We start from the raw sequence: 14,549 nt of genomic DNA on the forward strand, positions 1-14,549 counted from the left end.
GCGCACGACGAAACGGGTTAAACCGGTGGACGCGGTCTATGTGGAGTCCTCGGCGCTCGCACGGACCAGCGAGGTGCCCCTGGCCCAGGTATCGGTCGAGCTCGGCCATCTGTACCTGGAGGATCTTCATACCGTCGATCTTGATCGGTTTTTTGCCCGAATCGCTCCCTGGGTCGACGAAGCCCGAGTCCAGGCCGTAGCCTGCCTGCCCGCCGGCCGCCGGCCGCGGGTAAGCACCTGTCTGCTGCTGGACGACTACTCCAGTCCCACCGATCCCCAGGCCCGCCCGACCCCGTCACCGACCACGGCCATCCCCCGCCTGCTGGCCGCCGCCGAGCGGGCAGGTACCCGGCTGGACTACCTGGCGCGCGAGTCGGCCTTGGCACAGGGCCCAGCCGCCTCCTCACTCGCTGACCTCGTCGAGGGCCTGCTGGTGGCGGACCCGCCGTTCGGCGCCAACGGTTCGCGGCCTCCGGTCACCCAGACCGGCTGGCTGACCAATGGCCAGCGTTCACCGTCGACCGAGGCACGCCAGGCGATGGGGCAGCGGGCACGCTGGGCTCCACCGACCGAGAACGGTCGCCACCTGCACTCGATCTTCCATGACGTGGAGCTGTGGAGCAGCCCGGCCGGTGACGGCACCCGGAACTGGTCCTGCGCCTACCTGGCCGCCGTGTGGCAGCTTGTCCGCCTTGGCGTGCTGCGCCGTGACGGCGGGAGTGCCGTCGCGGCCGAGCTCGTCGACCCGGCCGAGCTGCCCGACAGCTGGTCCGCACTGCCCGCCGTCACACAGGTCACCCGCACTCCGGCGCCATTGTGCGCCTACCGCACCCTTTCGGTACTGGACAGCCGGTTTCTGCCGGTCGAGGCCGCGGTGCGCACGATCCTCTGCCAGGTCGCGGCTGATCCCGTCACCGCCCGGCAGGCGGTGCGGCGAGCCACCGCCGAAGGGATCGACGTGCCGCTGGAGCTCATCAACCGGATTTCCTATGTTCTGCTCGGCCCTTGACCGGCGACAGCGCACCCGGCCCCCGACCCACGCTGCTGCTCGTGGAAGCCCGCACCACGCTGCTGCGCCACTCGCACGCGGTCAACCCGGACATGGCCCGGGAGATTCTCGCGTTCACACCGGCCGCCAGTGTACGGACGACATCCCGGCCGCTGGCTCGCGCGGTGTCCCCGGACACCGTCGAAGGGGTGTATTGCAGGCTGCCTTCCGCCGCCGGGCGGCGCACGGATGGTATTGGCACCGTGGCAAGCCGTGGAGTACTCATCGGCGGACGTATCGCGCTGGCCTCAAGTCGCACGCTGATCGCCGCCGGTCGGCCCGGCGTCCCGGCCCGGCGGCGTGGATGGTTCACTCACCTGGCCAACCCCGGCGTCCTGGAGCAGATCGGCCGGGCGGACGATGACGACCTCGCCCGCGGGTTCACTGGTCCCTCGCGTCCAGGCGTGCTGGACCTGGCGGCAATCGCGAGCCGACTGCTGGATCGGGTGCAGGCTGCGACCATGCTCGACGGCACCATCCCCCTGCGCACGGCGCGCACCCGGTTTCGCTTCGCCGTTCATGACGTCGGCCCGCACGGCTCCGCGCCGTCCCCTTCCTTCACCATCGACGACGCCGGGGTGCGGACGTTGGTCGTGCACGCCGCGCTGGACGCACCCGAGCAGCTGGCAACTCTCTGTGAGGAGATCGCCGCGCACGACTGGTTACTGACCACCATGCAACGGCTTGTGGACGGACTGGACGAACCACCGGCGCGGGCCGGTCGCATCGAACGGATCGCGCCGGCCGTTGAGCAGCTTCTGCATCTGTGGATGCCGGGGGCGCACTCGGAACCGGAGCTTTCGTGGGTGTGGTCGGCGTTGGAACGGCGTCCGGGGTTCTCCCGCCAGTGGGCCAGCATCGTCGCCCGCATCCGCAACGAGCTGGACCTTTCCATCCTGCGCGCCCTGTCGGACGGTGCCGAGCCAACGCACCAGGCCCGGCTACGCCGGGAACTATGACGCGGATCACTCCATCGACTCGCCTGTTCACGGGCAGGGCTACCGGGAACTGTCCCTGACGGACGAGGAGCCTGCCTGTGCGTGTGAGCGCCGCGCCCGATGTGTCCTTTTCGAACATGCAGTCGACTGTTGCCGTGCTGACCGTGGTGGCCGGGGCGGTGATCGTCGCTCTGGCCGCCTCGCTGCTGCTACACCGGGGAGCGCGACGGATCGGCCACCACTCGGGGATCGTCGCCGATCTGGCCCATCGCGGGCGCCGACCGGTCCGCTTCGCCCTGGTGCTGATCGCCGTCCAGATCAGTCTGGGCACCACGCCCGAACAGGACTGGACCACCTCGGCCTCCCGCGTCTGCGGGGTTCTGCTGATCGCCGCCCTCGCCTGGTGTGTGACGGTCCTGGCGTTCGTGTTCGAGGAACTGGCGCTGCTGCGCTATCGGGTCGACGTGGTCGACAACCGGCATGCCCGAAGGGTCCGCACCCAGGTCAGCCTGCTGCGGCGCATCACGGTCGCGGTCATCTCGGTCATCGCCGCCGCGTCGATTCTCATGACGATTCCGAGCGTGCGGGTCGCCGGGGCGAGCATTTTCGCCAGCGCCGGCGTGGTCGGCATCGTCGCGGGCCTGGCCGCCCAGACGTCCCTGGCCAACGTGTTCGCCGGACTGCAGATCGCCTTCACCGACGCGATGCGCGTGGACGACGTGGTGGTCGTCGAGGAGGAGTGGGGCCGGATCGAGGAGATCACCCTGACCTACGTGGTCGTCCACATCTGGGACGACCGGCGGATGATCCTTCCGTCCACCTACTTCACCACCACCCCGTTCCAGAACTGGACCCGCAAGGAGTCCGCGGTCCTCGGCGCCGTCGAGCTCGACCTGGACTGGGAGGTCCCGATCGAGGAAATGCGCGCGGAGATGCACCGGGTCCTCGAGGCCAACGAGCTGTGGGACCGGCGGGTGTCCGTGCTGCAGGTGACCGACGCCGTCGGCGACCACATCCGGATCCGCGTCCTGGTCAGCGGCAAGGACGGCCCGACCACCTTCGACCTGCGCTGCCACGTGCGGGAGGCGCTCGTGCTGTGGCTGCAGCGCAACCATCCCGGCGCCCTGCCGCGCACCCGCGTCGAGTTCGAGGCCGCCGCCCACCTGTTCGCACCCGCCACGGCCGGCTCCGCACCGGACCGGACCGGAACCGACGGATTCGCCACCGCGATGTTCGCCGCGGCCGCCGACCCTCGCTCCGAAGCCCCCGGGACGCGCCGCCGTACGGCCAACAGCCACGCCACCACCGGAGACGACCGCAACGGTGTGGACGGTCACCATCGCGGCGGCATCGGAACGCTCGTGCGCGGACCGGAGGACGGCAGCGCCGCCCGCGCGCCCGGCGACCGACTCCGCAAGCGTGACCCCGACGGCCAGCGCGGCCACGGCGACAATCCCCGCCACAGCGACAATCCCCGCCACAGCAACGATCCCAGCGACGGCAACGATCCCCGCGACGAGGGCGGGGGGAACGGCAACGGACACGTCGGCTGGGAACCGATTGCCACAGTCGCCCTGTCACGGGACGCCGGCGGCGACCGGGACGGTGCTCACACCGGCGCCCCCGCACCAGCCCAGCGGGCATCCGGCGACCAGACCCGTACTGATCACAGAGCTGATCGCAGAGTCGATCACAGAGCCGATCGCCCCGGCGATTCGACCGGCTCGACCGGTGGCCCCGGCCAGCGCCGCAACGCCCAGCAGCCGGCATCCACCTCGTCGTCACCGCCCACCCAGAGCGAGGTGTCCCCCGATGCCTCACTGTTCTCCGGCGACAGCCCCGACGCCGCCCAGCGGGCCCGCGACTTCAGCGAAACCCCTGCCGACCCGGACGACGACCCGTCCGCCGAGGACGGCCGTACCGGCTGACCGACTCCGGAACCGTTGCCCGCAGACGATTACGCAGGGTCGCTCCCCGCGGATCTCCGAGTGCGCCCGTCAGCCACAAAAAGTCACCATTCGATCATCATGAGTGCACGTTCCGGCCCTGTCGCCGTCCTACCCGAAGCCACCCCACGAACCGTGGTCGCTCAGCCCGACTCTGACCGTGCCCAGCGACCACGCTTCGCGCCCTGACCGCGGCAGCCCCTGATCCACAGGAGACTGCCCCACGGAACCCACCGGACCGGGTCGAGGGTGTCTGCCGCCGGCGGGAACAGCCGCGAAAGCGCCGTAACCGGCACGCTGCTGAATGCGGCGAACAGCAGGGATGACGGCCGCTGGCCCAGCCGAACCACCGGCGGTCGTCATCCTCGGCAGAGAACAAGACCCCGGTAACGACCTGCCGCCAGAGCGGCGGACGATCGCAGCAGAGCGGAGGCCGAAAAGCCGGATCGGCCACACAAACCAGATCGGCCACACAAATCGGATCGGCCATACAAACTGGATCGGTCGCATCGGGTGATGACGGTCGTCGACTTCGACAGCGCTGTCCAGCCATGGAAAGAACTCGGTCGTTGTGTTTGGAACGGGACGAAGGATTCCCGGACATGACTGACGGCGGCCACGGGAGCCGCCGGTGAGAACCATGTCTGGTTCCTACCGGAGACCTCCCGTGACCGCCGTCAGAGGTGCTCGGCAGTCCCGGAGATCACCTGTCGGTGCCGCCGTGACCAGTGCCGGTTCGATTACCGGCGGGCGTAGCGCCGGCTACGACCGTGCGAGCGGCCGTGGCTGTGACCGGTGCCCACGTTCCGCCAGATCAGCAGCACGAGGATGGCACCGATGATCGAACCGACGATGCCGGACGGCTGCAGGGCGCCTTCGCCCAGGTCCTTACCGAACAGGACGTAGCCGAGGAAACCACCGACGAAAGAGCCGATGATGCCGACGACGATGGTGCCGACGATACCAATGGGATCGGGCCCGGGAAGCACCACTCGCGCGACCGCGCCAGCGACCAGTCCGAGCAGAATCATGACGACAACGAATGTGACCATTTTATTCTCCCTGCCGAGGTGACTGGTTCATTCGTTCCCGCCGACCCGGGCGACAAACACCTTATTTCAAGCTTCCTCTCGGACGCCCCGATGCCACCCGGACACCCCTGATGCCGCGAACGGCCCGGATGCCACCGGAAGGGTGCCGGGGTCCGCTCAGTCCGCCTTACGCCGACGCCGTCGGATCCGTCGGACCACGGACAGTACGACGACGGCGGCCACCACCCCGCCGGTCGCCCGTGGGTTGCCGCGAGCCCGCTGCCCAGCGGAGCGGACGGCCTTGCCACTGGTGGCGATGGCCTTCTCCGCCGCGGCGTTGGCCTGCGGATGCTGGGCCAGGCGCTCGAACGCGGTGCCGAGGGCCCGGTCCCGGGCGTCGATGGAGCGAGCGCCCGCCGCGGCCAGCCGCGGGTTCTCGGCGGCCTTCTCCAGCACGGTGCCGGCGACCTTACCCGCGGCGTCGCGGGTACGTCCGGCGGCAGCACCCAGCTGCGGCGCCAGCGTCTGCGCGGCCCCGGTCACCCGCTGACGCACCTCGGCGGCCCCGGAGGCGACCCGCTCACGGGTGGCCGCCCCGCCCGACGGCTCCGCCCCGGTGTCACCGGCAGCCGGGCGGTCTGCCGCCGACTCGCCGCCGGGCGCCTCGTCCGCGGGTGGCTCGTCGGTGGCCGATTCGTCGGTGGCCGATTCGTCGGTGTAGGACGCCGCCGAGCGGGCCGGGGTGGAAACGGCCAGCTCGTCGGCGTCGGAGGGCGACAGGTCGACGGCCGAGTTCGTCGCTGCCGGTGGGGTGGGTGCGGTGGGTGGGATGGGTGGGGTGGGTGGGATCGGAGCAGACGCTGGCGGCTCGGGCGAGCCGGACCCGGCAGGGGTGGCCGCGGGGGTGGCGTTCGGCGGCGCAGCCGGGGGGATGGTGGGCCGCGAGCTGTTCGGCGTCACGATCAACGTGGGATCGGGCGTCGCCGGGTTCGGGTCCGCTGACATCGTCCTGGTTCCCTTCGTCTGGTCCATCTGGCCTGTCTGGCCTGTCCGGTCTGTCTGGTCTCGACGTCTACCCCGACCTGGCCTGCTCCCGCTCACCGCATGCCCCGTCCGGGACCCATGTGGCCCGGCCCGCCGACACGGTGCGGTGACCGCGGCGCGTCGTCGGGTCGGTGGCGGTGCCGCTGCCGGAGTCGGTGGCGGTGCCGGTGGTGGAGAAAGAGTTCACCGCCTGTTTCCCGGACGGCGGTACCCCATCATCGATGTTGATAACACGACGTGGCCAGGGTGATGCTCCACTGCGCCGCAGATCCCATGGCGATAATGCCTATATCGGATCAATCTGGACAGATTTGCCGCCCGGTGGCCGCACACATCCACACCATGATCCATATCCGAACACTTCACGGACAACGGATGAGGTAATGCCTCGAGCGTGTTGCGGCGGCCCGACGTCGGTTACGGTGCCAGGGACAGGAGCAGGAGCAAGCTCGACAGCGGCCCCGGTGGCCGGGTGGCAGCTGGCAGGGAGTGCTCATGGCCGACCCGCGACGAGCCTTCGTCAACTCGGACAACGCGGCTGCGTACGGCCCGGATCCGAACCCGGACAGCCCGAACCCGGACAGCCCGAACCCGGACGGCCCGAGTCCGGACAGCCCGAGTCGGGACAGCCCGAGTCGGGGTAACCCAGGCCGCCGGCTCCGTACCGCGGCCCACGGCACCGGCACGTCGGCGGAGCTGGACGGGGTGGCCGAGCTGGCCGCCCGGCTTGCCCGCGGTGAGATCACCTCACGGGAACTGGTCGAGGCGGCGCTCGGCCGGATCGAGGCGACGCAGTCGACCCTGAACGCCTTCCGCCGGATCCGAGCTGTGGAGGCCCTCGAGGAGGCGACGGCGGCCGACGCCGCACTCGAGGCGGCTTCGGCGGGCGCCGCGAGCGCTGACGCCGACGGCGCTCGTGCCACGGCCGCCAGCCGGCACCGTCCCCTGCTCGGCGTGCCGATAGCGATCAAGGATGACACGGACATCGCCGGGATGCCCACGGCGTTCGGGGCGATGGGCGAGTTCCCGCCCGCGGCGCGCGACAGCGAGATGGTCCGGCGGTTGAAGGCCGCGGGGGCGATCATCGTCGGCAAGACCAACACCCCCGAGTTCGGCCAGTGGCCGTTCACCGAGGGCCCGGCGTTCGGGGTGACCCGCAACCCGTGGGATCTCGACTACTCGCCCGGCGGATCGTCCGGCGGCGCGGCGGCGGCGGTCGCGGCGGGGCTCGTCCCGGGCGCGATCGGCTCGGACGGCGCGGGGTCGGTACGCATCCCGGCGGCGTGGACGCATCTGGTCGGCATCAAGCCCAGGCGGGGGCGGATCTCCAGCGCCCCGGTGCGCGAACAGTTCCACGGCCTGACCGTCTTCGGTCCGCTGACCAGGACGGTCGCCGACGGCGCCCTGCTGCTCGACGCCCTGTCCGGCAGCCTGCCGAGCGACCGGGACCACCCTCCGGCGCCGGCCGAGACATTTCTCGCCGCGGCCGGGCATCCGCCGCCCCGGCTGCGGATCGGCCTGTCGCTGCACCGCCCCTACAGCGGCGTGCCGGCGAACCTCGACCCGGCGGTGCGGGTCGCGGTGGAGCGGATCGCCGAGGTCCTCGCCCGGCTTGGGCATGAGATCGTCCCGATCGAGCCGCCCTACGGCCTGCTCGGCACGCTTTTCCTGCCCCGGTCGATGGACGGCATCCGCGACTGGGCCGGCCGGGTGCCCGACCCGTCCCTGCTCGACGCGCGCACGCTGGCGAACGCCCGCACCGGCCGGCTGCTGCGTCCGTTGCTTCCGCTGGTCCGGGCGGCCGAGCCGGTGGCCCGGCTCAACATCGCCCGCGTCTTCCGCCGGGTGGACGTCGTGCTCGCCCCGACCACGGCGACTCCGCCGCCGCGGGTCGGCGAACTCAACCGGGACACGAACTGGGCGACCGACCAGGCGATCGTGGCCGCCTGCCCGTTCGCCTGGCCGTGGAACGTGCTCGGCTGGCCGGCGGTCAACGTGCCCGCGGGGTTCACTGCGGCGGGCCTGCCGGTGGGCGCCCAGCTGATGGGCCCGGCGGCCGCCGAAACGCGGCTGATCTCGCTCGCCGCACAGCTCGAGGCCACCGAACGGTGGCAGCTGCACCATCCGGGGGAACGTGTCGCCTACACCGGATGACCTGCTGCGAGCCGCCGCGCACCCACGTCGGAACGAAGAAGGAGCCGCTCCGGGGCAGCAGGTGATCGCCGGGCAGTCGAGGAGCGGTGACGGTGCGTCGGTGTGACCGTCTGGTAAGATTCTGGTCACCTTCCGGACGTCCTGCCAGGGTCTCTGGCCGAACGCCTGGTCGGGCCGGGACAATGGCCCATGCGCACTGTCCGGACGGATGCCCCCGCCGCCCTGATACCGCCGGACGAGCGGGCGGATAATCTCGCGTTCGTCATCACCGGCGCCGCCGTCCTGCTCAGCACGCTGCTCGTCGACGTCTTCTCCTCCGTTGCCCTGGCCGGGTATTTCGGCCTCGGCCCGCTGATCCTCGCCGCGGCCTGCCCGACGCTCATCACCGCCGGTGTCGGCGCGGTGACGGTGCTGCTCGGGATCGTGTCCGGCCTGTGGGACGACCGGTTCGGCACCGGCCAGCACATCGCCGCCATCGTGCTGATCGCCATCCAGGCGATCATCGCCGTGATGATCTGCGTGTTCCGGGAGCAGCAGCGTTCGAAGCTGCAGCGCGTCCAGGCGGTGGCCGAGGTGGCGCAGCGGGCGCTACTGCCCGCCGTGCCCGGCCGCCTGGACGGCGCCGGTTTCGCCGCCCGCTACCTGTCCGCCGCGCGGGAGGCCTCCGTCGGCGGAGACCTCTACGAGGTCGTGCCCACCGCACACGGCATCCGAGTGATCATCGGGGATGTCCGGGGCAAGGGGTTACCGGCGGTGCGCCTGGCGTCGGTGGTCCTGGGTGCGTTCCGGGAGGCCGCCGTCACCTGGCTTGATCCCGAGCAGGTCGCCGCGGCGTGTGCCCGCGCGGTCGCCCGGGAGGCCGGGCCGGAGGACTTCGTCACCGCGCTCGTGCTCGACATCCACCCGGACGGCCGGCTCGGGATGTGTTCCGCGGGGCACCACCCGCCGCGGCTGGTGTCCCCGCAGGGCGCGACGCGCACGCTGATGCTGCGCTCCCCGAGCCCGCCGCTGGGCCTCGCCGACCAGTTCACCGTGACGAACGCGTTCTGGGAGGTCGGCGACCGGCTGCTGCTGTTCACCGACGGCCTGATCGAGGCCCGGGACGCCGGTGGCCGCTTCTTCGACCTCGACGAGCATCTCGACCTGCTGCTCGGCGGCGACCAGGAGGAGGCCCTCGACCGTCTCACCACCGCCCTGGACGCCCACGCCGGCGGCGCCCTGCACGACGACCTCGCCCTCCTGCTCGCCGAACGCCACCCCGCCCCCGCCCAGCCCGGCGCCCCGGTCTCGCCGGCCGCCGACTCCCCCGCCGCCTCGACCCCGGCCGCCCGCGCCACCGCCGACTGAGGACTTCTCCTGACAGCGTGTCTCGCGTCAGCCGTCCATCCTTGCATGACATAACGTAGCCATTCGAGCGCCCAAAGTATCTCTCGTCACTCGCGGTCACAGCCCGGACCTCCGGGAACAGACCCGCACCCATGCCACGACCGTGATCAACGACACTGGCACAGTTGCCGCTCTCTCTGTGGAACGAAACGGACGCCGCACCCCACAGAGCGAACAGCGCCAGCCCCGGCGACGCAGACAACCGGCAAAACGAGTAAACGGAACCGCGACGGAGTGCAATAAGCGGTGGCCGCCAAGCAGCGACCACACAAGACGCACTCTGGGCGGTTGTCCAGCTACTCACCGGCCGTCCGGCTCTGCCGGGAGCCAGAGCGGTTCCCGGCGAGCGGGCGTTGACCCTATGCGCGGGAGCGACTGCGGCCCTCACGGCGGTAGGAGAAGGGACCGGGGAGGTCGACGCTGGACAGGCCGCCGCGGCGGTGCCGCGACCAGACCCGCCAGGAGACCCGGCCGAGCTTCAGCGTCACCGAAGAAACGCCGTTCTCGCTGACATTGACGTGGAACGGCCCGTACTTCGGCCGGCGGGTGTATCGCAGACCCATCTGGCACCTCCTCCAGCCCGCAGGCAGGCCTTTGTCCGGCCCTGACCTGGCTCGATATCCGCGCCGAAATGGCGACAAGGCGCTTGTTTCCGGTATTCGGCCTTTTACACATCGCGGTCTCGCACACGACCCGGGTGATGTGCGTGGCGATCCGTGACGGATACCGACTTGACCCATTACTTTCCGAGTATGCGGATCGATCTCACCCTGCGCACGGACGCGGCGATGGCGCCCGAGGTCATGCTGGGCGGAGATAACCCGACTATCGACCGGTCCGTGCTGCGGGTGCTTGTTGTTCTGGTTGTGCTGCTCAGTGCGGTGGCCGCCTTTGCCGTCGGGGGGCTCGTCGCGCTCTCGCAGCAACGGGCGGCTTCCTCCTCCGACCGCGCTGGCAGTGGTGCTGGGGGCGGAGACGAGGACGGCAGGGATGGCGCCGGCGGTGGCGACGGTGGCGGTGGCGGTGGCGGTGAGAACGGTGTGGCGGTGTCGGCGGCTGCGGCCAGTGAGATCGGTCGGCTGGTGAAGGCGGATGACCTGACGGCGAGCAGGCCGCTGGCCGGGCGGATTCCGCTGGCCATCACACCGGCACCGCGCACGGCGAGACCCCGCACGGCGACACCACGGGATCCGGGTGACGTCAAACAGGCCGTGGCGACGGCGGGGACCGCTGCGGCGACGTCGCGAGCTGCGGCGACGTCGCGAGCTGCGGCGCCGGTGCCGGTGCGGAGCGCGGGAGCAGCGGGTCCGGCGGTGCCGACGCCCCGCTGTACGCAGGCCACCACGCGGGCCATCACAGGGTCGGGCCCGCCCGTTCCGATCTTCCCGCTCTGCTGAGGTGCTGACCGCATCTCACGGATCCGCAGGCCAGGTGCCAGACCCACGGGGTGCCGGGCGAGGTGAGGTACCGGCCGGGCCGGGTGCGGAGCCGAGGCGAGACTCAGCTGGCGGGCTGGGGTGGGTGCCAGTTCGGGGAGCGGCCGGACAGGGCGACCAGACGGGTCCACTCGTCGGCGTCGGGGGGCACGGTGACGGGGTCGGCGAAGATGCCGACGACGCGCCAGGCGTCGATCTGGCGGGCGAGGGTGTGCTGCACCCAGCGGACGAGATCACGGTTGCTGCCCACCGTGCGTGCCGAGGTGCTGTCGCCGGGGAGTCGACCGGCCTCGTCGACGGCGCGGGCGAGATCCCAGCTGTGCAGAAGCAGGTCGGCGGTGAGCTGGAAGGCGTACTCGTCCGCGGGGGTGGGGCCGAACGAGAGCACGGGACTGCGCGCCCAGACGTCCTGCCGGTTCCAGGCGGCGCGGGACTGCCGGGCGGTCGCGCTCCAGACGCTGACCGGGTCGGTACCGAGCTGGTCGCCGTCGAAGCGGCGTCCGATGTCCTCGCGGGTGAGGCCCGCCAGCAGCGGCGGAACCCACAGATGTTCGACGGTCAGGTGGTTGACCAGCGCGCGGACGTTCCAGTCCCGGCAGGGGGTCGGGGCGTCCCAGGCGTTCTCGGGCACCGCGCGGACCTGGATGTCGAAGATGTCCATCGCCCAGTCCAGCCACTCCCGACGTTCCGTGGCGGACAGCATGCCGCTCACCATCTCCAGGTGCCCCCTTCGGCGCCGCATCCCGGCTCTGGACGTCCCGGAACCTCGGCCTCAGCACCGCCGCACGGTTACCGACCTGCGGCCGAACCGGCACTGAGCTGCCACCGAGCATTCGTGGACCCGGCAACCTGCCTACCCGCCGGCAGCGGGCCTCCAACCCCTGGCATCCAGGCGATGACCCTCCGTAAATACTTCGTGGCGGACCCGGGCTGTTTCTCCCCCACACGGCACTAGGCACCATCCGGCGCGCGGCACTCATCCGGCGCACATCGGCCGCCTGTCATCATCTCCCCTCATGGATGGTCGCCGACTGCCGTCACAACCCGTCACCCGGGACGACGCCTGCCGCCCACATCCCACGGCACCGGCAGGCGCCCTGATCCCACGGACGCTGGTCGTCGCGGACAAGTTTCCGCCGGTGCTCGGCGGCATCCAGACCTTCGCCTGTCACCTCACCGCGGGCCTGCCCGCCGACCGGGTGATCGTCGTCGCGCCGACCGCGCCCGGCGCCGCCGAGTTCGACCGCACCCTGCCGTTCCCCGTGGTCCGCATCGGCGAACGGGTGGTGACCTCCCGGCAGTCCCGGCGGGTGCTGGCCGACCTGGTCCGCACCGAGGGCTGCGAGGCCGCCTGGTTTCCGACCTCGGCACCGTACGGCCTGCTCGCCCCGGTGCTGCGGGAGGCCGGTGTGCGGCGGGTCGTGTCGTCCAGCCATGGGCACGAGGTGGCCTGGTCGCGACTGCCGGTCGGCTGGTCGCTGGTGCGCAGCTGCGCCGCCCGCGCCGACGTGTTCACCTACCTGACGTCGTTCACCCGGCGGCGGCTGGCCGCGGTCGCCCCGAACGGCACGGCCATGGCACGCCTGACCGGCGGGGTCGACGTCGACCGGTTCCATCCCGGGGCCGGCGGCGACGAGGTTCGCCGGGCGCTGGGCTGGTCGGACCGTCCGGTGGTCATCTGCGTGGCGCGGATGGTGCCCCGCAAGGGCCAGGACATGCTGATCCGCGGCTGGCCGGCGGTGCGCCGGCGCCACCCGGGCGCCCGGCTGTTGCTGGTCGGGCAGGGCCCGGCCGAGAACCGGCTGCGGCAGCTTGCCCGGCGGGTCGGGGTGGCCGACGAGGTCCACTTCGCCGGAGCGATCCCCGACCAGGACCTGCCCGCCTACCTCGACGCCGCCGACGTGTTCGCCATGCCGTCGCGCACCCGCTGGCTTGGCCTGGACCTCGAGGGCCTCGGTCTATCGTCCCTGGAAGGCGCCGCCAGCGGCCTGCCGGTGATCACCGGTGCCCAGGGTGGCGCCCCCGACGTCGTCCTGCCCGGACGCACCGGCACCGTCGTCGACGGACGGGACGTGGGCGCCGTGACCGGCGCCGTCCTCGACCTGCTCGACGATCCCGACCGGGCCGCCCGGATGGGTCTCGCCGGCCGGGAGTGGATGCGCACCGCCTGGAGCTGGGAGCAGCTGAGCGGACGGCTCGCCCGCATCCTCGCCGACCAGCCCGTCGACGACCACCTGACCGACCAGATCATCGACCGCGCCGCCATCTCCCCCGCAACCGACACCACCCCCACGGACAGCACCTCCCCGGACAGCACCCCCACGGACAGCACCCCCGCGGACGACGCCGCCGGGCAGCTCCTCCCGGACCGCGTCGACGCCGGCCAGCACCGGTGACGCCCGCCCCCGCCAGACCCACGCCGGACGCCGTCCCGACCGCGATCCCGGACGTCACGCGGGACGCGACGCCAGCCGCCACCCCGACCACGACCTCAGACGCCGGGCGGGACGAGACGCCGGGCGTCAGCCCGGCCAGCGCAGGTGAGGGGGTCGCGCCGGCACGCGGACGGTGGCGGGCAGTGCGACCGGCGCTGGCCTGTGTGGTGCCGGTGGTGATGGTCTGGTGGGTGGTGCGGTCCTGGTCGACCGTGCGGGGCGGGATGGTCGCGCTGGGCGGCGCACATCCTGGCTGGCTGATCGGCGCGCTGGTCGTCGCCCAGCTCACCTGGTTCGCCGGAGCGGCCTGTCAACAGGGGGCGGTGTCCCGGGCGCTGCCGGTCCGGCCGCTGCTGGCCGCGCAGGTCGCGGGCAGTGTGGCCAACCATGTGCTGCCGGCCGGCTTCGGGGTCGGCGCGGTGAAACTACGCTTCCTGCACCGGCACGGCTTCTCCCTGCCCGAGTCACTGACCGCCGTCGGTCTGGACGCGACCGCGGGCGTCACCACCCATCTCGCCGTCCTGCTCGCCCTGCTCGGCGGCGGCTTCCTGCCCGTCGACACCGCCCGTCTGCCCGACGGCGGGTCGGTGCTGTCCGCGGTGGCCGTGACCGCCGTGGTGACGGTCGGGGTGGTCACGGTGCTGGTGGCGATCGTGGCGTTACTCGGCCGGCTGGTTCCGGCCGTACGCCGGGGCGTGGCCGGCGTCCGCGTCCGGGTGGCGGCCCCTCTGCGCGGCCGGCTACGAACCCGGCTGCGCGCCCAGCTGTGCGGAGTGGGCGCCACCCTGCGCTCGCCGGGACGCGCGGCACTGCTGTGGGGCGGATCAGCGGCGATCCCGCTCGTCCACGCCCTCACCCTGTGGGCGATCGTCCATGCGCTGCACCTGCCGCTCGGGATCGGTGCGGTGCTCACGCTCTACTACGTCGCCAGCACCGCCTCCGCGATGGTCCCGTCCCCGGGCGGCTTCGGCTCCCTGGACGCGGCCCTGGCTGCCGCGCTCATCACCGCCGGCCAGACCCCTCAGGTCGCCCTCGGCGTGGTGCTCGGCTACCGCCTGGTCACCGTCTGGCTGCCGATGGCCCCATCCGCCTGCGTCCTGGCCGTCATGGTCCGCCGCGGCCAGCTCTGAC

Annotated in this window: 12 protein-coding genes; 8 read left to right on the forward strand and 4 right to left on the reverse strand. The window is 71.9% G+C overall.

What is annotated here, in order from left to right; genetic code table 11:
• Positions 1-25: 25 nt before the first annotated feature.
• The 3 genes from ND747_RS00200 (at position 26) to ND747_RS00210 (ending at position 3,914) form a co-directional block, all read left to right on the forward strand.
• Positions 26-1,009 (forward strand): SCO2522 family protein, encoded by a 984-nt coding sequence (locus tag ND747_RS00200; protein WP_251730836.1) that lies wholly within the window; start codon positions 26-28, stop codon positions 1,007-1,009.
• Complete coding sequence (locus ND747_RS00205; RefSeq protein ID WP_251730837.1) at positions 1,006-2,007, forward strand: SCO2521 family protein; 1,002 nt, start codon at positions 1,006-1,008, stop codon at positions 2,005-2,007. Before ND747_RS00200 ends, ND747_RS00205 begins: the two co-directional genes overlap by 4 nt.
• Positions 2,008-2,123: 116 nt before the next feature.
• Entirely contained in the window at positions 2,124-3,914 is a 1,791-nt protein-coding gene (locus ND747_RS00210; RefSeq protein ID WP_251730838.1) for a mechanosensitive ion channel domain-containing protein, read from the forward strand.
• A 758-nt stretch (positions 3,915-4,672) separates the two neighbouring features.
• Here the strand turns inward: ND747_RS00210 and ND747_RS00215 are convergent.
• Complete coding sequence (locus ND747_RS00215; protein ID WP_251730839.1) at positions 4,673-4,984, reverse strand: GlsB/YeaQ/YmgE family stress response membrane protein; 312 nt, start codon at positions 4,982-4,984, stop codon at positions 4,673-4,675.
• Positions 4,985-5,140: 156 nt separating this feature from the next.
• On the reverse strand, positions 5,141-5,968 hold the full coding sequence (locus tag ND747_RS00220) for a hypothetical protein (RefSeq protein WP_251730840.1): 828 nt from the start codon (positions 5,966-5,968) through the stop codon (positions 5,141-5,143).
• A gap of 534 nt (positions 5,969-6,502) precedes the next feature.
• Here ND747_RS00220 and ND747_RS00225 point away from each other — a divergent pair.
• Positions 6,503-8,161 carry an amidase gene (locus ND747_RS00225; protein WP_251730841.1) on the forward strand — a complete coding sequence of 553 codons (1,659 nt, stop codon included), beginning with the start codon at positions 6,503-6,505 and terminating at the stop codon, positions 8,159-8,161.
• 189 nt (positions 8,162-8,350) lie between these two features.
• A complete protein-coding gene (locus tag ND747_RS00230) occupies positions 8,351-9,508 on the forward strand; it encodes a PP2C family protein-serine/threonine phosphatase (RefSeq protein ID WP_251730842.1) in 1,158 nt (385 codons plus the stop codon).
• Between the two features lie 398 nt (positions 9,509-9,906).
• Here the strand turns inward: ND747_RS00230 and ND747_RS00235 are convergent, their stop codons facing one another.
• Entirely contained in the window at positions 9,907-10,110 is a 204-nt protein-coding gene (locus ND747_RS00235; RefSeq protein ID WP_251730843.1) for a DUF4236 domain-containing protein, read from the reverse strand.
• Positions 10,111-10,278: 168 nt separating this feature from the next.
• Between ND747_RS00235 and ND747_RS00240 the strand changes: the two genes are divergently transcribed.
• Complete coding sequence (locus tag ND747_RS00240) at positions 10,279-10,944, forward strand: hypothetical protein (RefSeq protein ID WP_251730844.1); 666 nt, start codon at positions 10,279-10,281, stop codon at positions 10,942-10,944.
• A gap of 103 nt (positions 10,945-11,047) precedes the next feature.
• On the opposite strand, the gene ND747_RS00245 is transcribed toward ND747_RS00240, so the two are convergent.
• Positions 11,048-11,686, reverse strand: a complete 639-nt coding sequence (locus ND747_RS00245; protein WP_251730845.1) for a TIGR03086 family metal-binding protein — start codon at positions 11,684-11,686, stop codon at positions 11,048-11,050.
• 313 nt (positions 11,687-11,999) lie between these two features.
• On the opposite strand from ND747_RS00245, the gene ND747_RS00250 reads away from it, so the two are divergent.
• Complete coding sequence (locus tag ND747_RS00250) at positions 12,000-13,379, forward strand: glycosyltransferase family 4 protein (RefSeq protein WP_251730846.1); 1,380 nt, start codon at positions 12,000-12,002, stop codon at positions 13,377-13,379.
• Entirely contained in the window at positions 13,376-14,548 is a 1,173-nt protein-coding gene (locus tag ND747_RS00255) for a lysylphosphatidylglycerol synthase transmembrane domain-containing protein (protein WP_251730847.1), read from the forward strand. Before ND747_RS00250 ends, ND747_RS00255 begins: the two co-directional genes overlap by 4 nt.
• Position 14,549 lies beyond the last annotated feature (1 nt).

It is taken from the genome of Frankia sp. R82, from assembly GCF_023716925.1.
Classification (GTDB): domain Bacteria; phylum Actinomycetota; class Actinomycetes; order Frankiales; family Frankiaceae; genus Frankia.